The sequence below is a fragment of the Microbacterium sp. Marseille-Q6965 genome (genome assembly GCF_946151065.1).
Taxonomy (GTDB): Bacteria; Actinomycetota; Actinomycetes; order Actinomycetales; family Microbacteriaceae; genus Microbacterium.
Window position 1 is genome coordinate 14,688 of sequence record NZ_CAMGZA010000001.1, and the last position, 23,852, is coordinate 38,539.

The 23,852-nt window shown below is 71.6% G+C and carries 23 protein-coding genes, 4 tRNA genes and 1 pseudogene; 14 read left to right on the top strand and 14 right to left on the bottom strand.

The features are described from left to right. Position 1: 1 nt before the first annotated feature. The 3 genes from N8N77_RS00060 to N8N77_RS00070 form a co-directional block, all read right to left on the bottom strand. Entirely contained in the window at positions 2-1,207 is a 1,206-nt protein-coding gene (locus N8N77_RS00060; protein WP_261163758.1) for a thiolase family protein, read from the bottom strand. 74 nt (positions 1,208-1,281) lie between these two features. Beyond that, the gene (locus tag N8N77_RS00065) at positions 1,282-2,481 is read right to left on the bottom strand and encodes an HRDC domain-containing protein (protein WP_261163759.1); all 1,200 of its coding nucleotides are present in this window, start codon (positions 2,479-2,481) and stop codon (positions 1,282-1,284) included. Beyond that, positions 2,474-3,055: a DUF3000 domain-containing protein gene (locus N8N77_RS00070; RefSeq protein ID WP_261163760.1), complete on the bottom strand. Its 582-nt coding sequence runs from the start codon at positions 3,053-3,055 to the stop codon at positions 2,474-2,476. The genes N8N77_RS00065 and N8N77_RS00070 overlap by 8 nt, the downstream gene beginning before the upstream one ends. Before the next feature lie 25 nt (positions 3,056-3,080). Between N8N77_RS00070 and N8N77_RS00075 the strand changes: the two genes are divergently transcribed. The 9 genes from N8N77_RS00075 (at position 3,081) to N8N77_RS00115 (ending at position 8,901) form a co-directional block, all read left to right on the top strand. Continuing rightward, the gene (locus tag N8N77_RS00075; RefSeq protein WP_261163761.1) at positions 3,081-4,286 is read left to right on the top strand and encodes an alpha/beta hydrolase; all 1,206 of its coding nucleotides are present in this window, start codon (positions 3,081-3,083) and stop codon (positions 4,284-4,286) included. A gap of 40 nt (positions 4,287-4,326) precedes the next feature. After that, a complete protein-coding gene (gene zapE, locus N8N77_RS00080; protein WP_261163762.1) occupies positions 4,327-5,352 on the top strand; it encodes a cell division protein ZapE in 1,026 nt (341 codons plus the stop codon). A gap of 190 nt (positions 5,353-5,542) precedes the next feature. Further along, entirely contained in the window at positions 5,543-6,784 is a 1,242-nt protein-coding gene (locus tag N8N77_RS00085; RefSeq protein WP_261163763.1) for an ammonium transporter, read from the top strand. A 251-nt stretch (positions 6,785-7,035) separates the two neighbouring features. After that, a tRNA-Val gene (locus tag N8N77_RS00090) sits at positions 7,036-7,111 on the top strand. Positions 7,112-7,147: 36 nt separating this feature from the next. Next, on the top strand, positions 7,148-7,546 hold the full coding sequence (locus N8N77_RS00095) for a hypothetical protein (RefSeq protein ID WP_261163764.1): 399 nt from the start codon (positions 7,148-7,150) through the stop codon (positions 7,544-7,546). 175 nt (positions 7,547-7,721) lie between these two features. Then, positions 7,722-7,794 (top strand) — tRNA-Gly (locus tag N8N77_RS00100). Between the two features lie 57 nt (positions 7,795-7,851). After that, positions 7,852-7,922: transfer RNA gene (locus tag N8N77_RS00105), tRNA-Cys, on the top strand. Positions 7,923-7,948: 26 nt separating this feature from the next. Further along, positions 7,949-8,023 (top strand) — tRNA-Val (locus N8N77_RS00110). Positions 8,024-8,136: 113 nt separating this feature from the next. Continuing rightward, positions 8,137-8,901 carry an MBL fold metallo-hydrolase gene (locus N8N77_RS00115; protein WP_261163765.1) on the top strand — a complete coding sequence of 255 codons (765 nt, stop codon included), beginning with the start codon at positions 8,137-8,139 and terminating at the stop codon, positions 8,899-8,901. Positions 8,902-8,999: 98 nt separating this feature from the next. Here N8N77_RS00115 and N8N77_RS00120 read toward each other — a convergent pair whose 3' ends face one another. The 9 genes and pseudogenes from N8N77_RS00120 to N8N77_RS00160 form a co-directional block, all read right to left on the bottom strand. Further along, positions 9,000-9,569, bottom strand: coding sequence for a hypothetical protein (locus N8N77_RS00120; protein WP_261163766.1), 570 nt, complete (start codon positions 9,567-9,569; stop codon positions 9,000-9,002). A gap of 13 nt (positions 9,570-9,582) precedes the next feature. Further along, positions 9,583-10,731 (bottom strand): zinc-dependent alcohol dehydrogenase, encoded by a 1,149-nt coding sequence (locus tag N8N77_RS00125; protein WP_261163767.1) that lies wholly within the window; start codon positions 10,729-10,731, stop codon positions 9,583-9,585. 88 nt (positions 10,732-10,819) lie between these two features. Next, positions 10,820-11,299, bottom strand: a complete 480-nt coding sequence (locus N8N77_RS00130) for a DUF4383 domain-containing protein (protein WP_261163768.1) — start codon at positions 11,297-11,299, stop codon at positions 10,820-10,822. A gap of 107 nt (positions 11,300-11,406) precedes the next feature. After that, positions 11,407-12,546, bottom strand: coding sequence for a Vms1/Ankzf1 family peptidyl-tRNA hydrolase (locus N8N77_RS00135; protein WP_261163769.1), 1,140 nt, complete (start codon positions 12,544-12,546; stop codon positions 11,407-11,409). Next, a complete protein-coding gene (locus N8N77_RS00140; protein WP_261163770.1) occupies positions 12,539-12,763 on the bottom strand; it encodes a hypothetical protein in 225 nt (74 codons plus the stop codon). The genes N8N77_RS00135 and N8N77_RS00140 overlap by 8 nt, the downstream gene beginning before the upstream one ends. A gap of 296 nt (positions 12,764-13,059) precedes the next feature. Beyond that, a pseudogene (locus N8N77_RS00145) lies at positions 13,060-13,713 on the bottom strand (CatA-like O-acetyltransferase). A gap of 117 nt (positions 13,714-13,830) precedes the next feature. Then, positions 13,831-14,958 carry an NAD(P)/FAD-dependent oxidoreductase gene (locus N8N77_RS00150; protein WP_261163771.1) on the bottom strand — a complete coding sequence of 376 codons (1,128 nt, stop codon included), beginning with the start codon at positions 14,956-14,958 and terminating at the stop codon, positions 13,831-13,833. Next, positions 14,955-15,668: a methyltransferase domain-containing protein gene (locus N8N77_RS00155; protein ID WP_261165562.1), complete on the bottom strand. Its 714-nt coding sequence runs from the start codon at positions 15,666-15,668 to the stop codon at positions 14,955-14,957. The genes N8N77_RS00150 and N8N77_RS00155 overlap by 4 nt, the downstream gene beginning before the upstream one ends. Before the next feature lie 2 nt (positions 15,669-15,670). After that, positions 15,671-16,813 carry a type III polyketide synthase gene (locus N8N77_RS00160; protein ID WP_261163772.1) on the bottom strand — a complete coding sequence of 381 codons (1,143 nt, stop codon included), beginning with the start codon at positions 16,811-16,813 and terminating at the stop codon, positions 15,671-15,673. A gap of 169 nt (positions 16,814-16,982) precedes the next feature. Between N8N77_RS00160 and N8N77_RS00165 the strand changes: the two genes are divergently transcribed. Both N8N77_RS00165 and N8N77_RS00170 read left to right on the top strand, forming a co-directional pair. Further along, positions 16,983-17,615, top strand: a complete 633-nt coding sequence (locus tag N8N77_RS00165; protein WP_261163773.1) for a type II CAAX prenyl endopeptidase Rce1 family protein — start codon at positions 16,983-16,985, stop codon at positions 17,613-17,615. An 84-nt stretch (positions 17,616-17,699) separates the two neighbouring features. Then, positions 17,700-18,071, top strand: a complete 372-nt coding sequence (locus N8N77_RS00170) for an ankyrin repeat domain-containing protein (protein WP_261163774.1) — start codon at positions 17,700-17,702, stop codon at positions 18,069-18,071. A 7-nt stretch (positions 18,072-18,078) separates the two neighbouring features. Here the strand turns inward: N8N77_RS00170 and N8N77_RS00175 are convergent, their stop codons facing one another. Next, a complete protein-coding gene (locus N8N77_RS00175; protein ID WP_261163775.1) occupies positions 18,079-18,840 on the bottom strand; it encodes an SDR family oxidoreductase in 762 nt (253 codons plus the stop codon). A gap of 101 nt (positions 18,841-18,941) precedes the next feature. Here N8N77_RS00175 and N8N77_RS00180 point away from each other — a divergent pair, with 101 nt between their 5' ends. Genes N8N77_RS00180 through N8N77_RS00190 form a run of 3 tightly spaced genes read left to right on the top strand, consistent with a single transcriptional unit; the run spans position 18,942 to position 22,378 of the window. Then, the gene (locus tag N8N77_RS00180; RefSeq protein WP_261163776.1) at positions 18,942-19,808 is read left to right on the top strand and encodes a helix-turn-helix transcriptional regulator; all 867 of its coding nucleotides are present in this window, start codon (positions 18,942-18,944) and stop codon (positions 19,806-19,808) included. 54 nt (positions 19,809-19,862) lie between these two features. Next, positions 19,863-21,806 (top strand): threonine--tRNA ligase, encoded by a 1,944-nt coding sequence (gene thrS, locus N8N77_RS00185; protein ID WP_261165564.1) that lies wholly within the window; start codon positions 19,863-19,865, stop codon positions 21,804-21,806. Positions 21,807-21,829: 23 nt separating this feature from the next. Next, on the top strand, positions 21,830-22,378 hold the full coding sequence (locus tag N8N77_RS00190) for an HIT domain-containing protein (protein WP_261165566.1): 549 nt from the start codon (positions 21,830-21,832) through the stop codon (positions 22,376-22,378). An 83-nt stretch (positions 22,379-22,461) separates the two neighbouring features. Here N8N77_RS00190 and N8N77_RS00195 read toward each other — a convergent pair whose 3' ends face one another. Next, positions 22,462-23,814, bottom strand: a complete 1,353-nt coding sequence (locus N8N77_RS00195) for an aminotransferase class I/II-fold pyridoxal phosphate-dependent enzyme (protein ID WP_261163777.1) — start codon at positions 23,812-23,814, stop codon at positions 22,462-22,464. Positions 23,815-23,852: the final 38 nt, after the last annotated feature.

Here is a 23,852-nt window from a genome sequence, read left to right on the forward strand (position 1 = left end):
GTCACTTCCGCTTCTTGCCGGTGTAGTGGGGGTTCTCCCAGATCACGGAGCCGCCCTGGCCCAGCCCCACGCACATGGCGGTGAGGCCGTAGCGGACGTCGGGCCGCTCGGCGAACTGCGCCGCGAGCTGGATCATCAGGCGCACGCCGGATGCGGCCAGCGGGTGGCCCACCGCGATCGCGCCGCCCCACTGGTTCACCCGCGGGTCCTCGTCGTCGATCCCGAAGTGGTCGAGGAACGACAGCACCTGGATGGCGAAGGCCTCGTTCAGCTCGAACAGGCCGATGTCGTCGATCGTGAGTCCCGCCTTCGCGAGCGCCTTCTCCGTGGAGGGGATCGGCCCGATGCCCATGATCTCGGGCTGCACGCCCGAGAACGCGAACGACACCATGCGCATCTTCGGTGCGAGACCGAGCTCCTTCACCGCCGCGCCGCCGGCGAGCAGGCTGATGGTCGCACCGTCGGTGAGGGGCGAGGAGGTGCCCGCCGTCACGCGCCCGTGCGGGCGGAACGGCGTCTTCAGACCGGCAAGGCCCTCCAACGTCGTCTCGGGCCGGCGGCCCTCGTCCTCGGTCGCCAGCTTCCAGGCGCCGTCGGGGCCCGTGGTGGCGACGGGCACGAGGTCGGGCTGGATCTTGCCGGCCTCGTACGCGGCCTGGACCTTCTGCTGACTGCGCATGCCGAAGCGGTCCGCGCGCTCCTTCGTGAGGTGCGGGAAGCGGTCGTGGATCCGCTCGGCCGTGACGCCCATGTTGAGCGCACCCGGATCGACCATCCGCTCGGCGACGAACCGCGGGTTCGGGTCGGCGTTCGACCCGATGGGGTGGCGCCCCATGTGCTCGACGCCGCCCGCCAGGGCGAGGTCGTACATGCCGACGCCGATCGACGCGCCCATCGTGGTGACAGCGGTCATGGCGCCGGCGCACATGCGCTCGATCGCCAGGCCCGGCACGGTCTGGGGCAGGCCGGCGAGGATCGCCGTGCTGCGCCCGAGCGTCAGTCCCTGGTCGCCCGTCTGGGACGTCGCAGCGATGGCGACGTCGTCGATCCGGTCCTTCGGCACATCCGCGTTGCGCTCCATGAGCCCGATCATCGCCTTCACGACGAGATCGTCCGCGCGGGTGTTCCAGTACATGCCCTTCTCGCCGGCGCGCCCGAAGGGCGTTCTGACACCGTCGACGAAGTAGACGTCCGAGAGCTCGGCCACTCTGCCTCCCAAGATTCGAGTGGTCCCAGCCTATGGGGATCCTGCAACGCGGGCGCCAACCCGTTGGGGGGTCCCTACGAAGCCGCGTCGGCCGCCTCGGGAGCCTCTTGCACCGGATGGACAAACGCCTCGGCGATGACCGGAGCGGTCAGCTCCACCTGCCACGCCCGGGCGCCGAGCTCGCGCAGGGCGTCGGCCACGGCCGGCGCGGTGACGGGCGAAGGCGGCTCCCACGAGACGCGCCGCAGCAGTTCGGGCGTGAGCAGGTTCTCGGTGGGCATCTCGATGCGCTCGGCCAGAGCGGCGACCGCCGGGCGCGCCGAGCGCAGCCGCGCATCGGCCTCGGGATTGCGGTCCTTCCACGATTTGAGCGGCGGGAGGGTGTCGGATCCCGGCAGGCGGTCGGGCGGCAGATCGCTCGTGGTGCGGCCGGCGTCGATGGCCGCCCACCAGCGATCGAGCTGCGTGCGGCTGGCCCGGCCGGTGAAGTCCTTCAGCGCGGCCAGCTGCGCCTTCGAGGTGGGGGCCGCGAGCACGGCCGCGACGAGTGCGCGGTCGGGCACGAGGCGGCCGGGCGCGATGTCCTGCTCCTGCGCGAGGCGCTCGCGCGAGAGCCACAGCTCGCGGGCGATGGCGAGCCCCCGCCGGCCCCGCACCTGGTGCAGCCCGCTGAGGCGACGCCACGGGTCGGTGCGCGTCGGCTTCGGCTCGCGCAGCCGCACCTCCTCGAACTCCTGTCGCGCCCACTCGGCCTTGCCCGATGCCTCCAGCGCCTCGACGAGCACGTCACGCACGTCGATGAGGTGCTCCACGTCGAGCGCGGCGTACTCCAGCCACGCCTGCGGCAGGGGGCGGGTGGACCAGTCCGCGGCGGAATGCTCCTTCTTCAGCACGACGCCGATGGCCTGCTCGGTGACGGCCGCCAACCCCACGCGCGGCCAGCCGAGCAGTCGCGCCGACAGCTCCGTGTCGAAGATCGCCGGGGGACGCAGGTCCAGCTCGGCGAGCGAGGGCAGGTCCTGACTGGCGGCGTGCAGGACCCACTCCACGTCGCCGACGGCGCGCTGCAGCGCCCCGAAGTCTCCGATCGCCGGCGGGTCGAACAGGAACAGTCCGGCGCCGCGGCGGAACATCTGCACGAGATAGGCGCGCTGCGAGTAGCGGAAGCCGGACGCGCGTTCCACGTCCACGGCGACGGGTCCGTCGCCCCCGGCGATCCTGTCGGCCGCCTCGGCCAAGCCCTCCGGGGTGTCGATCACCCGGTATTCAGTCACGTTCCGCCTTTCTGGCCCCGAAGACCGCGATCTGCTCGGATCCCGGGGGCAGGCCTGCCAGCATGCACACGAGTTCGGCCCACGCCTCGATGTGGTCGCGCAGGTCGCCCTCCGGTGTCCACGACGCGCGCAATTCGATCTGCGCGCCGTCGCCCTCCTCGGCGAGTCCCCCGAACCCCGTGGAGAGGATCTTCGTGGCCGTCCCCGATGCCGAATGGTACGCCGCTCGGCGCGACTCGAGCGCATCGATGAGCCAGGACCACGTCACATCCGCCAGGAGGGGATCGGTGCCGATCTCGGGCTCGAGCGGTGCCTGCGCGAAGGAGACGATGCGGAACGGGCCGCCCCACGTCGGGGGCTCGTCGGGGTCGTGCAGCAGGATGAACCGGCCCGTGCCGTAAGGGGAGTTGCCGTGCTCGTCGGGGCGGACGTCGCCGGCGACGGCCAGCGAGAACGGCGCGACGCCCTGCGGAGAGGGGATCTCGCGCACGGAGAAGTCGTTGCGGAACGTGGCGGCCCGCACGCGGGCCTCCGCCTGGGCGAAGGCGTCCGGAACCGGACCGTGGTCTGTCACGCCGACAGATTAGAGTGAGGGGGTCATGAAGCACCCCAGGCGCGCCGCACCCCTCGGCGTCGGACTGCTGCTCGCCGCGACCGGGATCGGCCTGATCGCGGGGGCGATCGGCGCCGTGGCCGCGCGTATCGCTCGCGTGGCCCGCGTCGTGGTGACGCCGGCGATGCGGGTCGCGGACGTCGAGGTGCAGGCCGTCGACACCGCCGCCCAGACCATCACGCTCTCGCGCACGCCCGACACGGAGCTGCCCGGACGGTACGGCCTGTTCACGAGCGGAACGGCGGAGTATCTCAAGATCGGGGCCGTGCTGCGCAGCGACGAGGAGACCGTGACGCGCAAGCTGCTCACCCATATCGGGCGGGGAGCATCGATCGCGCAGGCCGCGGCGTTCAGCGGCTGGTACTTCGAGTCGCCGGCCGAGCTGCACGTGCCCTACCGCGACGTGGAGATCGCCACTCCGGTCGGTGCGTCGCCCGCCTGGTTGGTCCCCGCCGGCGTCGGCGACGACGACGGAACGGGAGAGGTCTGGGCGGTCGTCGTGCACGGCCGCGGCACGCAGCGGGCCGAGACGATCCGTGCCGTCCCGGCATTCCGTGAGGCGGGCATCACGTCGCTGCTGATCTCGTACCGCAACGACGGCGTCGCACCCCAAAGCACCTCGGGTCTCTACGGGCTGGGCACGACGGAGTGGCCCGATGTGGAGGCCGCCATCGAGTTCGCGCTCGAGCACGGCGCGCGCCGCATCGTGCTGATGGGGTGGTCGATGGGCGGCGCGATCGCGCTGCAGACGCTCGTGAACACGGCTCACCGCGAGTCGATCGCCGGGCTCATCCTCGAGTCTCCCGTCGTCGACTGGCGCACCGTGCTGCGCTTCCAGGCGCGGGCGCTGGGCATGCCGCCGATCGCGGCGAGCGCCACCATGGGCATGCTCGAGTCGGGCATCGCCTCGCGCATGCACCGGATCGGCCGCGTCATCGACTTCGACGCTCTCGACATGGTCGCGCGCGGTGTCGAGCTGGACCGCCCCATCCTCATCCTGCACAGCGACGACGACGGGTATGTGCCGTCGGACGCGTCACGGCGCCTCGCGGAGCTGCGTCCGGACATCGTCACCCTCGTGCCGTTCGCGACGGCCCGGCACACGAAGCTGTGGAACTACGACGAGGCCCGCTGGAACACCGCGATTCGTGACTGGCTGGCGACGAACACGCTCGCGCCCGAGACCGACTGAGCGGGGCGGCCCGCGCCGGCCGCCGGTAGACTCGGGGACCATGACCCAGGCTCCCGCCGGCACCGACACCGTCCGACTCGCGGAGCGTCAGCCGCAGCTGACGGGGGAGGAGATGCTGGGGAGCCTCGTGCCCCCGCCGCAGTTCGACGACGCGACGTTCGAGTCGTACCGCGCCGACCCGGAGTACCCCTCGCAGCAGGACGCGAAGGAGATGCTCGCAGGCTTTGCGGGGGGCGCGCAGCCCGTGCGGCGCGGACTCTTCTCCCGCAAGCCGAAGGCACCCGAGATGAAGCCGGGCGTGTACCTGGACGGCGGCTTCGGCGTGGGCAAGACGCACCTGCTCGCCGCGATCTATCACGCCGTGCCGGCCCGGCGGAAGTACTTCGGGTCGTTCATCGAGTACACCGCGCTCGTGGGCGCCCTCGGCTACAAGAACACCGTCGAGCTGCTGCGCGGCTCCGCGCTGCTGTGCATCGACGAGTTCGAGCTGGACGACCCGGGCGACACGATGGTGATGACCCGCCTGCTGGGCGAGCTCGTCGCCAGCGGCACGCGACTGGCGGCCACGAGCAACACGCCGCCGAACGCGCTCGGCGAGGGGCGCTTCGCGGCGCAGGACTTCCTGCGCGAGATCCACGCGATGGCCGACAGCTTCCAGACGATCCGCATCGACGGCGTCGACTTCCGCCAGCGCTCGCTCGACGGCGAGGCGCGCGTGCTCACGGCGGACGAGTACGGCCCGTCGCTCGAGGCGATCGGCGGCACGGTGTCGGACGACGGATTCGACGAGCTTGTCGCCCACCTCGCCCACGTGCACCCGTCGCGGTACATCCGCCTCATCGACGGGGTGCGCGCGATCGGCCTGCGCGACGTGCGACGGATCACGGACCAGTCGGAGGCGCTGCGGTTCGTCGCCTTCGTCGACCGGGTCTACGACGCGCAGCTGCCGATCCGGGCGACCGGTCTGGCCCTGCACGACGTGTTCAGCGAGGAGATGCTCGCCGGCGGGTATCGCAAGAAGTACCTGCGCGCCATCTCGCGCCTCGTCGCCTCCACGCACTCCTGAACCGCGCGGCGGCGTGCGCGGCGGCGCGAAACGCGGAATTAACGCGGGCCGGGGTGCCGTAACAGCCCCGTAACGCGCGTGGGTCCCCGTGGTAAAGCGGGCAGGACAGGATCGGGAGCGATCCGGTCGAGCGCTCCATATCGACCTCAGCTCACCGGTGTCCTGCTACCCGAACCACCTAAGGAAACACATGAGCGACGGACAACTCGCCTGGACGATGGTCGCCACGGCGCTGGTGCTTTTCATGACGCCCGGTGTGGCGTTCTTCTACGGCGGCCTGGTCAAGGCCAAGAGCGTCGTCAGCATGATGATGATGAGCTTCGGCGCCCTGGGCCTCATCGCCGTGCTGTGGGTGCTGTACGGCTTCAACATGACCGCCGTCGACAGCCCCTGGGCCTTCGCGGGCAACCCCTTCTCGGACTTCGGCCTCGCGACGCTGGCCGGCAGCGACGACACGGGGGAGGGCCTGGTGCTCTCCGCGTTCGGCGCCACCTTCGCCATCATCACGGTGGCGCTGATCTCGGGCGCGATCGCGGACCGCGCCAAGTTCTGGTCCTGGATGCTCTTCGCCGGCCTCTGGGCCACTCTCGTCTACTTCCCCGTCGCCGCATGGGTGTGGGGCGGCGGCTGGATCTACAGCCTCGGCGAGCTGATGTTCCCGGAGTCGGGCGTCGCGGTCATCGACTGGGCGGGCGGCACGGCGGTCCACATCAACGCCGGTGCGGCGGCGCTCGCGCTGGCGCTCGTGCTCGGCAAGCGGGTCGGTTTCCAGAAGGGCATCAACAAGCCGCACAGCGTGCCGCTGGTGATGCTGGGCGCCTCGATCCTGTGGTTCGGCTGGTTCGGTTTCAACGCCGGCCTCACGGCCGCGCCGCTCGGTGAGGGCGGCAACGCCGGCACCGGTCTGATCGTCGTGAACACCCTCGTCGCGCCGGCCGCTGCGGTCATCGGTTGGATCGCCGTCGAGAAGTTCAAGGACGGCAAGTCAACGTCGGTGGGCGCCGCCTCCGGTGCCGTCGCCGGCCTCGTCGCGATCACGCCGGCCTGCGCCAACCTGACGCCCCTCGCCGCCATCATCCTCGGCCTCATCGCGGGAGCGGTCTGCGCCCTCGCGATCGAGCTGAAGTGGAAGCTCGGCTACGACGACTCGCTCGACGTGGTGGGCGTTCACCTCGTCGGTGGCCTCATCGGCACGCTGTACCTGGGCTTCGCGGCCATCGACACCGGCCTGTTCACGGGCGGCGGCTTCGAGCAGCTCATCGTGCAGTTCATCGGTGCCGTCGGCACGCTGGTGTACTCGTTCGTCATCGCCTGGGTCCTGGGCTTCGCGATCGAGAAGACCATCGGCTTCCGCATCAAGAACGAGGACGAGCTTGCCGGCGTCGACACGGTCGTGCACGGCGAGGAGGGCTACGCGTACGAGGTCAAGTGACCGCGTCTGTCATCCCTTCGCGAGGGCGTCCCGGCTTCGGCCGGGGCGCCCTCGCTTGCGCCCGGTCGGCGCCAAGGAGCACGGCGCGTCGATCGCCCGTGCACAACGTGGCGTGCGGCGGGGTGGCGCGGCGGCGACTCGAGCTCGCGGAGCCTGCGACGCGCGCGGGATGCGCCGTGTCGGGCATCGGCTTCAGGATCCGGTAGTATCGATGTCGGCCCGTTCGCGGGCCCCCGCCGCCGGGCGGAGATGGGCGATTGGCGCAGTTGGTAGCGCGCTTCCTTCACACGGAAGAGGTCGTGGGTTCGAGTCCCGCATCGCCCACCATCATGTGAACCGCGAGTTGTTCGCTACCCTCGCGGCATGTTCTTCTCGGGAGTCCTTCTCGTCCTGTCGGCGTGCTTCGGTGGCCTGGGCCTGGTGTTCTGGCTGATCGGTTTTGCGATCGGTCGCGGGCGGCGCCGTGGCTGGGTGTCGACGGTGGGGCGCTGGACCCGTCTCGAGAGCGGGCTCACGCGCGCGTGGCAGGTCGAGTACGTGGCCGACGGGCATGCGCATCGGGTGACGCCGGCGATGAACGCCACGATGTTCGCACCCACGGGGACTGTCGCGGTCGCCTACGACCCGCACCGGCCGCATCGGGCCGTCATCGACACGTTCTTCCACCGCGGGGGCGCGATGAAGACCGTCGGCGCCGTCCTCCTCGCGATCGCCGTCGTGCTCGCCCTGGCCGCGGTCGCGCTGTTGCCAGCCGGCGGGTGAGGCCGTATCCCGGCCTGGGGGCACGCGCGGGACGCGCCGAGTGCCCGCGCGCGGGATCGGGGGATCGGGCCGCGAGGTGAACGGCGCGTGACGCGCCCGAGATGCGGGCCCGGTTTGGACAGTCGGCGGGAATCGCCTATAGTCATATGAGTCGCCGGGGAGATCCGGAGACAACGCGGATGTAGCGCAGTTGGTAGCGCATCACCTTGCCAAGGTGAGGGTCGCGAGTTCGAGTCTCGTCATCCGCTCGAGTGCAGGGCTTCCTCTTCGGAGGATCTCGGCATGCGGGTATTCGAATCCCCCGCGGTGGCGTGGCCGAGAGGCTAGGCACCGGCCTGCAAAGCCGTTTACACGGGTTCGAATCCCGTCGCCACCTCGTCTAAAATTGAACAGCTCTCTTGAGCGCGATTAGCGCAGCGGTAGCGCGCTTCCCTGACACGGAAGAGGTCACTGGTTCGATCCCAGTATCGCGCACCACAGACGCAGCCCCCGGTGAACCCGGGGGTTTTTCGTTGTGCGGGCGGCTAACCGAGACCGGCGGGCGGGGCAAGCCCCGTGCGTGCGCCGGAACGGGCCCCTAGCGTGTCGGCATGGTCGCCTCAGGATCTCCCCGCCTCAGCCGTCACGTGCTGCCCGGCGTGCACCGCCTCGAGCATGCGCACGTGAACTGTTACCTGCTCGTCGAGGACGGGGAGGTGACGATCGTCGACACGGCCTTCCCGGCGACGTGGCGGGTCCTGCCGGCCGTCTTGGATGCCCTGGACCTCGCTCCCGAGGCTGTGCGCGCCGTGGTCCTCACGCACGCGCACTTCGACCACCTCGGCTTCGCCCGGGCCGCGCAGCGGGATTGGCGGGTGCCGGTCTATGCGCACGGCGCGGAGGCCGAGATCGCCGCCCATCCGTACCGGTACGCGCACGAATCGCCCCGCCTGCGGTATGCGTTCGAGTACCCCGCGAACCTCCCGGTCATCCTGCGCATGGTGGGCGCCGGCGCGCTGCGCGTGCCGGGCATCGAGCGGTTCGAGCCGATGCTCCCCGGTGAGGCGCTCGACGTGCCGGGTCGCCCCCGCGTCGTCTTCACCCCCGGTCACACCTTCGGCCACTGCGCGTTGCACCTCGCCGAGGTCGACGCCGTGCTCAGCGGGGATGCGCTCGTCACATTCGACCCCTACACGACCGAGACGGGCCCACGCGTGGTCGCCGGGGCGGCGACCGCCGACATGGAGGGGGCGTTCGCCTCGCTGGACGCCCTCGACGAGCTGGACGTCCGTTTCGTGCTGCCCGGACACGGTGAGCCGTGGCGCGGGGGCGTACGCACCGCGACCGCGGCGGCCCGTCGCGTTGGCCCCCGCTGAGCCTCGACAGGCGCGCGAAGCGCGAGGGGCCGCGACGCGACCGACGGAGAACGCGCGAACGCCCGTGATGCGCCCCGTCCGCACGCGTCGCGGCGCCCTCAGGAGCGCGTGAAGAGCCGCCGCGCGGTCCGCAGCACGACCCAGCCGGCGAGCAGCCACGGGCCCGCGACGAGCAGGGGGTCGAGCCACTGGTGCCGCACGTCGGCCCGCGGGCTGCGCAGGCGCGAGGCGAGCCCGTGGCGGCGGGCCTCGCTGAGCACCCCCGTCTGGGTGATCGGGTTGTCCGGGCGCGTGGTGAACAACGACCGGACGTGGCTGCCGATGGCCTCGACGCGGTCGCCGAGGATCAGCAGGAGCCAGTGCGCGGCGCGGCCCTCGCTGTATCGCCGGTACGCGAGCCGCCGGATCGCGCCGCTCACGCCGTGCAGCGGCTGGGCGGTGCCGAACACGGGCGTCAGTCGGCCGTGCTCGATCGAGCGCTCGCGCGGGTAGGTCTCGGGCTGCTGCTCCGGCAGCTCCCAGTGCGCGCCGGTGGCGGCGGGATCGAAGCGCTGCTTGGGGTAGGCGGGGCGGTCGGCCGGGTCGAGGTCGACTCCCCAGCCCGGAATGCGCGCACGCAGCTCGTCGCTCGTCCACTTCGGTCGTGGTCCCTCTGCGGTGTACGGCATGATCGTCTCCCTCCTACGCGGCGTCCGAAACGATGACGGGCTTGATGCAGCCGTCGAGCTTGGCCGAGAACATGTGGTAGGCCTCACCGATGTGCTCGAGCGGCACGCGGTGGGTGATGATCTCGCTCGGCTTCAGGTAGCCGTTCTTGATGTGCTCGAGAAGCCGCGGCCACTGGCGCTTGACGGGGCACTGGTTCATCCGCAGCGTGAGGCCCTTGTTCAGCGCGTCGCCGAACTTGACCGCCGAGAAGATCGGGCCGTATGCCCCCATCACGGAGATGTTGCCGCCCTTGCGCACCGAGTCGATCGCCCAGTTCAGCGCCACGGGCGAGCCGCCCTGCAGCTTGAGCTTCGCCGACGTGATGTGCTGGGTCAGGTTGCCGTCGGCCTCGGCGCCCACGGCGTCGATCGCGACGTCGGCGCCCAGATAATCGGTCGTCTTCTTCATCTGCACGACGATGTCGTCGTACTCCGCGAAGTTGAACGTCTCGGCGTGCGCGAACTCGCGCGCCTTCTCCAGCCGGTACTCCAGGTGGTCGATCACGATCACGCGCCCGGCGCCCATCAGCCACGATGACTTCGCCGCATAGAGGCCGATGGGGCCGGCGCCGAACACCACGACGGTGTCGCCCTCGGCGATGTCGCCCAGCTGCGCCCCGAAGTATCCCGTGGCCAGCGCGTCGGTCATCAGCAGCGCGTCGTCGTCGTCGAGCCAGTCGGGGATGAGGCTCGGCCCCACATCGGCGAACGGCACGCGAACGTACTCGGCCTGGCCGCCGTCATAGCCGCCGCAGGTGTGGGAGTAGCCGTAGATGCCCCCCACCGCCGTCGCGTTGGGGTTGACGTTGTGACAATTCGAGTACAGGCCCCGCGCGCAGTACCAGCATGAGCCGCAGTACACGTTGAACGGCACCATCACCCGGTCGCCCGGCTTCAGGTTCTGCACCGAGGAGCCCACCGACTCGACGACGCCGATGAACTCGTGCCCGAAGGTCGTCCCGATGCGGGTGTCGGGCATCATGCCGTGGTACAGATGCAGGTCGGATCCGCAGATCGCGGCTCGCGTCACGCGGACGATGGCGTCGTTCGGGTGCTCGATGACGGGGACATCCTTCTCGCGGACGTCGACCTTGTACGGTCCGCGGTATGTCATCGCCAGCATGCTGCTCCTCTCGGTGGGACGGACGACGCTGCGGGGAGAGGGAGCGCGTCCCTCTCCCCGCAGCGCTCGGTTGACCAGTGCTCGTCGCTCAGACGGCGAGGTGCTCGTCGCCGCGGCGGCGCGAGTCGTGCGAGCGGCCCAGCAGCACGCCGAGCGCGATCATCGTGACCGCGAGCACGAAGTGCAGCCAGTTGTCGGCCGTGTTCAGGGGAACGAAGTTCGCGCCGTGGTCGTGCGGCACGAACAGGCCGTAGAGCCAGACGACGGCGTACACGACGCCGCCCCAGATGAGGTACTGCTTCGACGCGCCGAACGAGCGCGCCACTGCCACGCCGGCGATGCCGTAGAGCAGGTGGATGATGTTGTGCAGGATCGAGACCTGGAAGATGCCGAGCAGCATCGCCTCCGACTCGTGTCCGGCGAACTGCATCGTCTCGATGCCCGAGGTGAGGCCGGGGATGAAGCCGGCGATCCCGACGATCAGGAAGACGATTCCGTAGACGAGTGCAACCTTCTGCACCGGCGTCTCCGCGAAGCGCCCGGTGCCTGCGTTCCGTGCCGTGGTCATGATGGTTCCTCTCTCATTTCGCGGCCGATCCGCGTTACCTCAGGCAACCACCCCGTGATCGGAGCGGCGAGGGACTTGACGCGGATGACCGCCGTGGGGCAGGGCGTTCAGTCGGCGCTCGCGTCGCCATCGCTCCACCGCAGCGCCGCGAGGGGTGGGGGTGTCTCGCTGTCGCGGCGCGGGGCGCCGTCCGGGAGGTCGTCCTCGACGACGAGCACGCGGGCGCCCGAAAGCAGCGCCGCGCGGGCCAGACCCTCCGCCAGGGGCACGGTGGCGAGCCGCGCGGCTCCCACGGTGTCGCCGTCGCCGTCGGCGACCCAGGGAGGGCCGTCGAGGGCATCGAGGGTCTGCGTGGCGTCGAGCAGCCGCGCATCCAGCAGCAGCGTGTCCACGCGCGCTTGCTGGAGGGCAGCGATCACCTCGGCGGTACCGCGCGCACCCGACGCGCCGCCGCCGGCCGAGGCGCGGTCCACGACCGCCGCGAGATCGGCGCGCACCGCCTCGTCCAGCGCCTCCGCCACGGCGGAGCCGAGCGCCGCGTCATCGGATCCGGCCGCGCGCGTGTGCGCGTCGACATCGACGACGCGCGCTCGGGTGGCCGTGCCGAGGTGGTCACGCAGCAGCTGGCGAGCGCGCACATCGCCCGCGATCGCGACGAAGCGCGGCGCGTGCTCGCGCACGAGACGCTCCACCGCCTCCGCCACCTCGCCCTGCGTCTGCGACCAGATCTCCTCCGAGTGCTGCTGGTACCGCAGGTGGGACCATCCTCCGGCCTGCACCTTGGGCAGGCTGTCGGTGCGCCCCTGGATGTCCTCGGAGGCCTCGATCCGCTCACGCCCGGCGCGTTCGACCCGCACCTGGGCGCCCTCGCGGCCCGTCTCGACGACGACGTAGCACAGGTCGGTGGCGCGGTGCCGCACGAGCGGCAGCACGCACGGCACCGCGCCGTGGCCGATCAGTTCCGGCCCGAGGCGCGGGCCGAGGAACCTCTCATCCGCCTCGATCCGACCGTCGCGCGCGAGAAGGTAGCGCACGGACGGGCTGGGCAGGCCGCCGTCCTCGTCCAGCGCCTCCCGCATGGCCTCCACGTCTGCGGGCGGCGCGCCGCATTCGTCCAAGCGGTCGATGACGGCGCGCCGTCGGGAGCGCTCCGTCACCTGCGGCGCGTCGCCGCGGCCCTCGATGTAGGCATATGTCCAGGGCCCCGGCTGCGCCAGCACCGCCGACAGGTCCACACCCTCACTCATCGGCCGCCCCCTCCTCGCCGCGTCGCCCGGCGTCGTCGCCCCGGAACGCCCGCTCGACCTCGGGGGCGTCGGTGTCATCGGGCAGCGGCTCGGTCTCGCGGAACGGCTCGGCATGCGGGCTGCCGCCGTGGCCCTGCACCATGCCGCGCGTCTCCTGCTCGAGCTGCTCGTCGATCTCGGGACTGTGCTTCGTGTTGCCTCGCTGGGCATCGCTCATGGCGTCTCCCTTCGTCGGTACGCCCGACGCTAGGTCGACGGTCGTGGGGGATCGATCGGGTTGACGGTCGAAGGGGCGACCGCTAGGCGTGTCGACCGAAGGCGAACCGCGCATGGCTCCGCTCCGCGACCGCCGGATCGCAGCGACGATTCCTCAGGGGGACGAGCGGATCGCGCACCGCCTCAGGAAGCCGGGCCGGCCGATCGACTTCGCAATTGCCGCGCCGCGATCACCCTCCCCGCCACGCTGATCCGGATCGAGACCGACGTGATCAGTACGGCGTAAGGGCTGACCGCTCACCCCACCCATCCCGGCACCGCCATCAGTTCCCGGATGTCGTCGACGAGCCGGGCGGTGTGGAACCCGTCGGCGGATGCATGGTGCACCTGGACGGCCAGCGGCATGAACGTGCGCCCGTCGCGTTCGACGCGCCGGCCGATCGTGAAGATGGGCAGCAGATGCCGGGTGCCGTCGTCGATCTGGAGCGAGAACCCGGTGAAGTGGGTCCACGGCACGCTCGAGACGTCGAACACGTCGGGCGGTAGCTCGCCCTACGGGAACATCGTGGTCGCGGATGCCGCGTCCGAGAGCACCGGGGCAGTGCGCTCGTGGAAAGCGCTGAAGTCCGTGTCGTACTGCGACCAGACCGCAGCGAACGTCTTGCGCGCCGCGTTGAACGCGGTGAACGCTGGGTGCACGACGGGCCACGTCGCGGGCGCGCCAGCCTCGGTGAGCGCCATCCGGAACTCAGGGCGACGATTGACGGCGTTCGCGATCGCCCAGATCTGCGCGAGGTACGTCTTATGCCCGGTGCGTCGCAGCGCAGCGAGGAGCTCGGTCACGTCGATCTCGACGGTGATGGCGTAGGTGCACGGCACCTGCTCGCGGTAGTACTCGAACGTCTCGCGACGGGTCCACGTTTCGAGGTCGATCGGTTCGGGCAGGATCATCGGGCCATCCTCGCAGCACCTCGCGACGCGTCACCGTTCAACACCCGCCGAGAAGGCCCCGAACCTCTTGATCGACACGCCCTGGGCGTGTTCGGGGGAGCGGGCCGGCGCCGTCCCTCAGATGCCGTGCATCGTGAAGGCGCGCGCGAGCGCCTCGCGCGCCGGCGGGCGGGCGAGCATTCTCACCGCAGCGTCGCGGGCGAGCCGACGCACGCCGCCGACGGGGGCGCCCATCGCCATGTTGAACGCCGCGCGCCGCGTGGCGCGGCTCGCCGACCGCCGTCGCCGCCGCTCGTATTCCGCGAACGGGGCGGCGCGTGCCCCGTCGTCGAGAGCGTCGGCGAGCGTGGCGGCGAGGTCGACGGCGTCGATCCACCCGAGGTTCATGCCCTGACCCCCGATGGGACTGATCTCGTGCGCGGCATCGCCAACCAGGACCGCTCGCCCGCGCGCGAACCGCTCACTCAGGCGCTGACGCGCCGTGAAGGCGCTCGGCACGGTGAGCGCGCGCCCCGGCGTGCGCACGCCTAGGCGGTGCGCGAGGAGCGCCGCGAATCCCTCGCCGTCGGTCGGCGCGGTCTCGCGCGGGACACGGATGACCCACCGACGCCGCCCTCCGGGAAGGGGGAAGGACTCGACGACGCCGTCCGGCTCGAGGTGGATCACCGCCTCGTCTTCCGCTTCCGTGCCGGTGCCGGAGGCGTCGGCCATCACGTAGTCGGCGTGACCCCGCCGCGGAAGGCTGCCGATTCCCAGCATGTCTCGCACCGGGCTGCGCACGCCATCGGCGGCGACCACGTACCGTGCCGAGAGCACGGCGGCCCCGCCGGCGAGCTCGACCTCGATGCCGTCGGGCCTCTCTCGTACGGCCGTGACGTCGTGCCCCCGACGGAGCGCTCCGGGGGCGAGTTGCGCGAGGCGTGCCTCGAGCAGGGCCTCCGTGCGGTCCTGCGGGAGGGAGAGAACCGGCTGCGCGTCGAAGCGCACGCGGGCCAGCTCCCGCCCCGCGCACAGGGCCAGGCCGCGCCGGATCGGCGCGGCCTCCGCCCGCACCGCCGGGCCCACGCCCGCTCGCTCGAGGGCGGTCAACCCGGGCGGGTGCACGCCGATGGCGCGCGGCACCCCGGCGGGCCGCTCGCGGCGCTCGCACACGACGACATCGGCACCGCCGGCGGCGAGCAGGCACGCCAGGAGCAGCCCGACCGGCCCCCCGCCGACGACAGCGACGTCGACGCTTCGTGTCACGGCCCGCCCCAGACGAGCTCGAGACGAGAGGGGAACCCGCGACGCACGCGCCAGCCTCGCGGGGCCAGTGCCGCGGTCTCGCCGGCCGTGCGGCTGCGGCGGATCGAGGTGAGACCGTCGGGGCGGATGAACGTGCCGCGCAGCGGCCCGGCCTGCAGCGGCCACGTGGCGGCGGCGAAGGCGGCATACGCGAGGGACGACCTCTCGATGTCGGCGTGCACCGCCACACCGCCGGGCGTCACGAGCGCCGCCGTGTCGTCGAGGAGGGCCTTCACCTCGTCGTCGCTCAGGTGATGCAGCACGTGGTTGGACAGGACGGCGTCGAATCGTTCTCCCGCCGCGCGCAGGTCTGCCGTCGTGACCGCGCGCAGTTCGAGCCCCGGAGCGGTCGCGCGCCGCCGGGCGTAGTCGATGGCGCGCGGGTCGGGGTCGATCGCCACGACGTGCACGTCGAGGCCGTCGCGTCGCGCCCATCTCAGCAGACGGCGCGGCATATCGGCTCCTCCCGTTCCCACGTCCAGCACGCGCCACGGGCGCGTGGGCGTCGCCCGCGGTCGAAGCCAGCGGCGGTAGACCGCGCGCTGGCCGGAGACGAACGCGTTCACGAGCGGGAAACGGCGGTACGTGCGTTCGAGGACCCGCACGTCGCACGCGGGATCGTCCATGAGCTCACGGGCCTCCGCGTCGCGCTCGGCGAGGAAGGCTGCCACCGTCAACCCCGCACGGTCAGCAACGCGGACTCGACGGTCAGTCCGGGGCCGAACGCCATGGCGGCGATGCGCTCGCCGTCGGCCGCTCCGGAGTCGAGGATCCGCTGCAGGACGAACAGGATCGTCGCGCTCGACATGTTGCCGTACTCGCGCAGCACGGCCCGCGGCGGGGCGAGCTGGTCCTCGCGCAGCCGCAGCGCCGACTCGACGCGGTCGAGGATGCTCCGCCCGCCGGGGTGGACCGCCCAGTGGTCGATCGCCTCGGCGGAGTCGCCCGCCTGCAGCGCGGCCGTCAGTGCCCGGTCGTGCGCGAAGAGCGGCTCGACGGCACCGATCACGTGCTCACCGATGATCGACGGCACGGCGTTGGAGAGCCCGATCTCGAACCCGTGGTCCCCGATGCGCCACGCCATGTCGCTCTCGCCCTCGGGGGTGATGCGCGTGGCGAACCGGTCCAGCTCGAGCACCCGCGCCGTGGGCACGGGCGGGCAGCTCGTGACGACGGCGCCCGCCGCGCCGTCGGCGAAGAGGGACGTGGCGACGATGGTGTCGGGATCGTCGGAGGCGCGCAGGTGGAGGGTGCACAGCTCCACGCTGATGACGAGGACCACGGCGCGGGGATCGGCCTTGCACAGCTGCGTGGCGAGCCGCAGCGCCGGCATGGCCGCGTAGCAGCCCATGAACCCGAGGTGGTAGCGCTGCACCCCGGCGCGCATGCCGAGCTCTCGCGCGACCTGGAAGTCGGGCCCTGGGGCATAGAACCCGGTGCACGACACCGTGATGACGTGGGTGACGCGGTCCGCCTCCAGGCCCGCCGACTCCAGCGCGGCGCGGCCCGCCTCGACATACAGCCCGCTGGCGTGCGCGGCGTAGACGTCGTTGCGGGCGCGCGTGCCCGGCAGCAGCAGCTCGCCCGACTCCTGGTCGAAGAACACGGGCGGTTCACCGTCCTCCCGCGGGAGCCGCGTCAGCTCCTCGAGCACGGTGTGCCGCGTCTCGATCCCGGATTCGCGGAAGGCCGTCGAGACGATCCGGCTGCCGAGACGGCTCAGCCCCGGCTGCGCCGCGAACACATCGCGCACCTCTTCCTGGACCAGCACGGTGGGCGGCACAACGGTGGACAGTCCCTGCAGCGTCACGGTCATGGGCGCGAGCGTAATCAGCGCGGTGCGGGGTCGGCAGGGGCTTGCGTCGCGCGCGTCGACCTGATTGAGCGGGCGTCGTTCACCGACTGTTTCCCTGCTTCGCTACGCTCGCGTCGATGTCCGCTGCTCGCCCCGTGACCGCCTCCGTCGCCGCCTCCCGCCCCTCGCCGTGCTGCTCTCGCCCCTCGCGGTGATCCTGCTCGGCCATCTCACCGCCCGAGCGGCCACAGCGATTCACCCGTCCGCCGCCTGGGTTGCGGTCGCGCTCGCGTACTGGGGCGCGATGGCCGTGGTCATCGCGCTGTCGGCGCGGCGCGAGGACCGCCGCGCCTGGTGGGCACCGTCCGCGCGGCGCCCGTGGTGGGTGATTCCGGCGGCCCTCGCGCTGGGGGTGTTCCCGATCGCGGGAATCCTGCTGCTCAATCTGCACATCGTCGCGGCCCACGCCGCTCTCATCGCGCCGTGGCTCGTCTTCGCCGCCGTCAATCCCGTCATGGAGGAGGCGTACTGGCGCGGCGCGCTCGCCGACGCCACCAGCCGCTGGCCGGCGTGGGTTGCGTGCGCCTACACCACGGTGCTCTTCGTCGCGAGCCATCCGCTGATGTGGGGCGTGTTCTCGGAGGGGAACCGGTCGCCGATGCTCTACGGCTCGCTCGTGCTCATGGGAGCCGCGTGGTTCGCGATGCGGCGGGTGACCGGCACCCTGCGCTGGGCCACGGTCTCGCACGTGCTCGTCGACATCGGCAACCTCTCGGTGTTCGTGTTCGTCAACGCGTACGTGCCGCCCGCCATCCACGGCTGACACGGCGACGCCCGGCGGTTGTCGTTACCCTGGGATGACGCGCCGGGGTGACCGCCCGGTGCGACGAGGCGACCGGAGGACGAGATGACCGACCAGATGCCGGATGACGTCGTCGAGTTCGCGAACCGCCTCTTCGACCTCGCCCGCGAGGGCGACGAGCGCCTGCTGGATTACCTCGACCAGGGCGTGAGCGTCGACCTGACCAACGCCGCCGGTGACACGCTGCTCATGCTCGCCGCGTACAACGGTCATCTCGCCGTCGTCGAGGGGCTCATCGCGCGCGGCGCGGACGTGAACCGGCTCAACGACCGAGGGCAGTCGCCGGTGGCGGGCGCGGTCTTCAAGGGCTACGACGACGTCACCGCGGCGCTCGTCGCCGCCGGCGCCGATCTCGACGCGGGCACGCCGAGCGCCCGTGCGACCGCCGACATGTTCGGCCGCCAGCTGCCCGGCTGACCAGCGTCTAGCCGCGAGCGTGGGGATCCGTCGCGTTCAGCACGTCCACCACACGGTCGTACTCGCCCCGTGCCTGCGCGAAACGCAGGAACTTCACCCGCTCCACGAGGATCTCGTGGTCGTCGGGGCGGGTCTCGAGCAGGCTGACGACCTCGTCGGCGAACTCGTCGAGCGGCATCGCCTGGGGGTTCTCGGCATGGCCCGGCATCAGCTCCGTCTGCACGGCGGGCGGCACGATCTCGGTGACGGAGACGCCCGTGCCCGCCAGCTGCAGCCTGATCGACTCGCTCAGCATGTGCACGAAGGCCTTGCTCGCGTTGTAGGTGGGGGTGGGGCGCAACGGCACCGAGGCGAGACCGCTGGAGACGGTGACGATGGTGGCGCCGGGGCGCGAACGCAGGTGGTCGATGAAGGCGGCGATGAGCCGGATCGGGCCGAGCACGTTCGTCGCGACGATGCGCTCCGCGGTGCCGAGGAACGCGGGGGAGCGCCAGTCCTCGGCGACCATGATGCCCGCCATGAGCACGACGGCGTTCACATCCGGCCAGCGGTGGATCACGTCCTCGGACGCCGTGCGGATGCTCGCGGGGTCGGCGGTGTCGATCCGCACGGCGCCGAAGCCGTGCTCCGCCGCCAGACGGTCCAACAGCTCCTGCCGCCGGCCGCCGATGATGACGGTGCTGCCGCGCTCCTGCAGGCGCCGCGCCAGGGCGAGACCGATGCCGCTCGTGGCCCCGGGGATGAAGACGGTGTCTTGTGAGATGTCCATGGGCCCAGCGTGCGGCGCCGGGCGCGGCGACGGGAGAGACCCGCGGATCGGGGGATCCGCGATCCCTGGCTGCCGCGGGCGCGGACGCGCATGATGGACGGGTGGAACGCTCCGAGCTCGCCGACTTCCTGCGCCGCCGCCGCGAGCAGCTGCAGCCGGGCGACGTGGGCCTGCCGCCCGGCGCGCGGCGCCGCGCCCCCGGGCTGCGCCGCGAAGAGGTGGCGCACCTCACCGGTATGTCCGTCGACTACTACACGCGGCTCGAGCAGGCGAGGGGCCCGCAACCCAGCCCGCAGCTGCTGCAGGCGCTTGCGCGCACGCTGCGGCTCACGGCTGACGAGCGCGACTACGTCTACCGGCTGGCGGGGCACGCGGCGCCGGACCGCCTCGACGGCGCGGGCCACGTCGCGCCGGGCCTGATGCGTGTGCTGGACCGCCTCGAGGACACCCCGGCGCTCATCCTCACCGGCCTGGGGGAGACGCTCGTCGCCAACCGGCCCGCGGTGGCGCTGTTCGGCGATCACACGGCACGGACCGGCTGGGACCGCAGCGACATCCACCGGTGGTTCGTCGATCCCTCCTCGCGGGCGTTGTACCCGGAGGCGGACCGCGACCGGCAGTCGCGCGCGCTCGTGGCGAACCTGCGCGCGGCATACGGGCTCGGCGGTCCCCGGTCGCGGGCGGCGGAGCTCGTGCGCGTGCTGCGCGCCGCGAGCGCGGAGTTCGTGCGGCTGTGGGAGCGGCACGAGGTGGCGCGGCGCTTCGAAGACCACAAGACGCTCGTGCACCCTGAGCTCGGGGCCATCGAGGTGGACTGCCAGGCCCTCTTCACGGAGGACCAGTCGCAGACGCTGCTCGTGCTGACCGCGCCGCCGCGCACGGAGGCCTGGGAGAAGCTGCGCCTGCTCGCGGTGCTCGGCGCGCAGCGCTTCGCCCCCGCGCCGGGGGCGGCCGCCGCCGCGCCGTAGGATTGTCGGGTGACCACCGGATTCGATCTGTTCCCCGACAAGAATGTCGTCGCCATGCGCGTCGACGGCACGCTCAAGGACCTCGCCACCGAGGTCGCCGAGACGCAGACGATCGAGCCGGTGACGATCGACACCGAGGACGGCCTCAACATCCTGCGCCACTCCACGGCGCACGTGCTCGCGCAGGCCGTGCAGAAGCTGCGGCCCGAGGCGAAGCTCGGCATCGGCCCGTTCATCCAGGACGGCTTCTACTACGACTTCGGCGTCGACGAGCCGTTCACCCCGGAAGACCTCAAGGCGATCAAGCGCGAGATGCAGCGGATCGTCAAGGAGGGCCAGCGCTTCGTGCGCCGCCCCGTGACGGACGACGAGGCGAGGGCCGAGCTGGCCGACGAGCCGTTCAAGCTCGAGCTGATCGGGCTCAAGGGCGGCAGCAAGGAGGCCGCGGAGGGCGCGAGCGTCGAGGTCGGCGCCGGCGAGCTGACGATCTACGACAACGTGGACGCCAAGACGGGCGAGACGGCCTGGAAGGACCTCTGCCGGGGGCCGCACGTGCCCTCCACGCGTCTCGTCGGGAACGGCTGGGACCTTTTGCGCGTCGCCGGCGCCTACTGGCGCGGCAGCGAGAAGAACCCGCAGTTGCAGCGCATCTACGGCACGGCGTGGCCCAGCAAGGACGAGCTCGTCGCATACAAGGACCGTCTCGCCGAGGCCGCGCGCCGCGACCACCGCAAGCTGGGCCGCGAGATGGACCTCTTCTCGTTCCCCGACGAGATCGGTTCCGGCCTGTCGGTGTGGCATCCCAAGGGCGGCGTCGTCCGCGGGGAGATGGAGCAGCACGCCCGCCGCCGCCACATCGAGGGCGGCTACAACTACGTGTACACGCCGCACATCGCGAAGGAGGACCTGTTCCTCACGTCGAACCACCTCGTCACGTACAAGGAGGGCATGTTCCCGCCCATCGTGATGGACGAGGAGCGCGACGACGACGGCAACGTCACCAAGCAGGGCCAGGATTACTACCTCAAGCCCATGAACTGCCCGATGCACATCCTCATCTACAAGGAGCGCGCCCGGAGCTACCGCGACCTTCCGCTGCGGTTCGCGGAGAACGGCACCGTCTACCGCAACGAGCTCTCGGGGGCGCTGCACGGGCTCACGCGCGTGCGGGGGTTCACCCAGGACGACTCCCACCTGTTCGTCACCCCCGAGCAGCTCGAGTCCGAGGTGACCAAGGTGCTGGAGTTCATCATCTCGATGCTCCGCGACTTCGGGCTGAACGAGTTCGAGCTCGAGCTGTCGATGCGCGACGACGAGAAGTCGAAGTGGATCGGCTCGGACGAGTTCTGGGAGTACTCCACGAACGCGCTTCGCAACGTCGCGCTCGCCAGCGGGCTCAAGCTGACGGAGGTCCCCGGCGAGGCCGCGTTCTACGGCCCCAAGATCGACCTCAAGACGCGCGATGCCATCGGACGCGTGTGGCAGCTGTCGACCGTGCAGGTCGACCCGAACCTGCCCGAGCGGTTCGACCTCGAGTACACCGCGGCGGATGGCACGAAGCAGCGCCCGATCATGATTCACCGCGCCCTGTTCGGATCCATCGAGCGGTTCTTCGCGATCCTGCTCGAGCACTACGCGGGCGACTTCCCGCTGTGGCTCGCCCCCGTGCAGGTCGTGGGCGTGCCCGTGGCGGAGGAGTACGGCGACTACCTGCAGGACGTCGTCGAACGGCTTCGCGGAGCGGGCGTGCGCGCGGAGGTCGACCACTCGGACGACCGGATGCAGAAGAAGATCCGCACGCACACGACGGGCAAGGTGCCGCTGATCCTCATCGCGGGGGAGCAGGATCGCTCCGCCGGGACCGTGTCGTTCCGGTTCCGCGACGGGTCCCAGCGCAACGGTGTGCCGGTGGACGAGGCGGTCGCCCTCGTGACGGGCCTCATCGCTGCGAAGAAGCTCGTGCTCACCGATTCCGACGCGACGCTGGAGACCGTGTGACGGGGGAGGAGACCCCCGACCCGATCCGCGAGGAGTTCCTCCAGATCGAGCCCGAGAGCGCGTTCGGCCGCGTGCCCGACGCCTTCCAGCGCCTGTGGACGCCGCACCGGATGGCGTACATCAACGCCGGCGCGGAGGTGAACCGCGGCAGCGGTTGCCCGTTCTGCGCCGCTCCCGAGCGATCGGACGAGGACGGCCTGATCGTGCACCGCGGCGAGCACGCCTTCGTGCTGCTGAACCTCTTCCCGTACAACTCGGGCCATCTGCTGGTATGCCCGTATCGGCATGTCGGGCTGTACGACGAGGCGACGACGGAGGAGACGGCCGAGATCGCCTACCTCACGCAGGTCGCGATGGGCGTGCTGCGGCGGACATCGCGCTGCGACGGCTTCAACATCGGCATGAACCAGGGGCAGGTCGCCGGCGCGGGGGTCGAGGAGCACCTGCACCAGCACATCGTGCCGCGCTGGGCGAGCGACGCGAACTTCTTCCCGATCGTCGCGAAGACGAAGGCGCTGCCCCAGCTGCTCGGCGACGTGCGTGTCGCGATCGCCGAGGCCTGGCCGGCCTGATCCCGATCAGACCCCGGGCTCGCCCGGCGCCCGCGTGCGGGCGGGCTCCGGCGGCGGATCGAGCGGCGTGTGGCGGTGCACCTTCACCGGCGGTCGTCCGGGAGGGCCCGCCCGGAGGCGGCGAGGTCGGCGGCCAGCCGTTCGGCCTCGGCGGCATCCAGGTGATGGACGGTGAGGCGCAGGTGGCGGGAGGGTCCCTCGCCGGCCAGGGAGAACTCGTCGCCGGTGCGGGCGAGCCAGCCGTGCTCGCGCAGCCGCTCGGCGACGTCGCGCGCCGGCGCTCCGACCGGCACCCACAGGCTGAGCCCGTCGCCGGGTGCCACCTCGATGCCCTCCTCGCGCAGGCGCGCGGCGAAGGCGGCGTTGCGCGCGGCGTAGTGCGCGCCGGCGTGCTCGATCGCCTCTCGCGTCGCGGGGTCCGACAGCAGGGCGTGCGCGAGGCGCTGGAGCAGGTGGCTGACCCACGTCGTGCCGGGGCTCAGCCGCAGCCCGAGCCGCTCCGCCGTGTGCGGATCGGAGGCGACGACGGCGAGCGACATGTCGGGTCCGAGGAACTTCGACACCGAGCGCACGAGCGCCCAGCGACGGTGGTCGGGGCCGATCATCGAGCGGTAGGGGCGCCGTGAGAGCAGCGAGTAGTGATCGTCCTCGATGACGAGCACGTAGGGGTGGTCAGCGAGCACCTCCCGCAGCGCCGACGCCCGCGCCTCCGACAGGCCGGCGCCGGTGGGGTTCTGAGCGCGCGGCGTGCACACCACGGCCCGCGCGCCCTCGGCCAGCGCGCGGCGCAGCCCCGCGACGGTCATGCCCTCGGCGTCCACGGGAACCGGGATGGGACGGTACCCGGCCAGGCGCGCGGTCCGGATCGTGGCGAGATAGCACGGGTCCTCCAGTGCCACGGCGTCGTCGCGCGTGAGTGCCTGGGCAAGCAACCGTTCGATCGCGTCGAACGCGCCGTTGGTGATCGTCAGGCGCATGGGATCCGGCACCTCGGGCGCGAGCCACTCGCGTGCCCAGGCCTCCAGCCCGGGGTCGATCACACCCTCGCCGTAGAGCACGGGGCGCGGGGCGAGGCGGGCCAGCGCAGGCTCGAGCCGTGGCAGCAGCGCCGGATCGGGGTTCGCCGCTCCCACGTCGCGCAGCTCGGTCGCCGCGTAGCCCTCCTGCGCGAGCGGCGGGCCGCCGGCGACGCGGGTGCCGCCACGACCGTGGGCGACGACGAGTCCGGCCTGGGCGAGCTGGCGGTACGCCGCGACGGCCGTGTTGCGGTTCACGCCAAGCTGAGCCGCGAGGGCGCGCACCGGGGGCAGGGGGTCGCCGGGTCGCAGCTCGCCGCGCTCCACCAGGCCCCGGACGGCGTCGGCGATCTCCCCGGCCGAGCCGCCCGTGATGCGCGGCGCGGCGGGGGCCGCGCGCGAGATGTCGCCGTGTGTCATCGTCGCCCAGCCTATGCGCCGCGCGATGCTAGGTTATG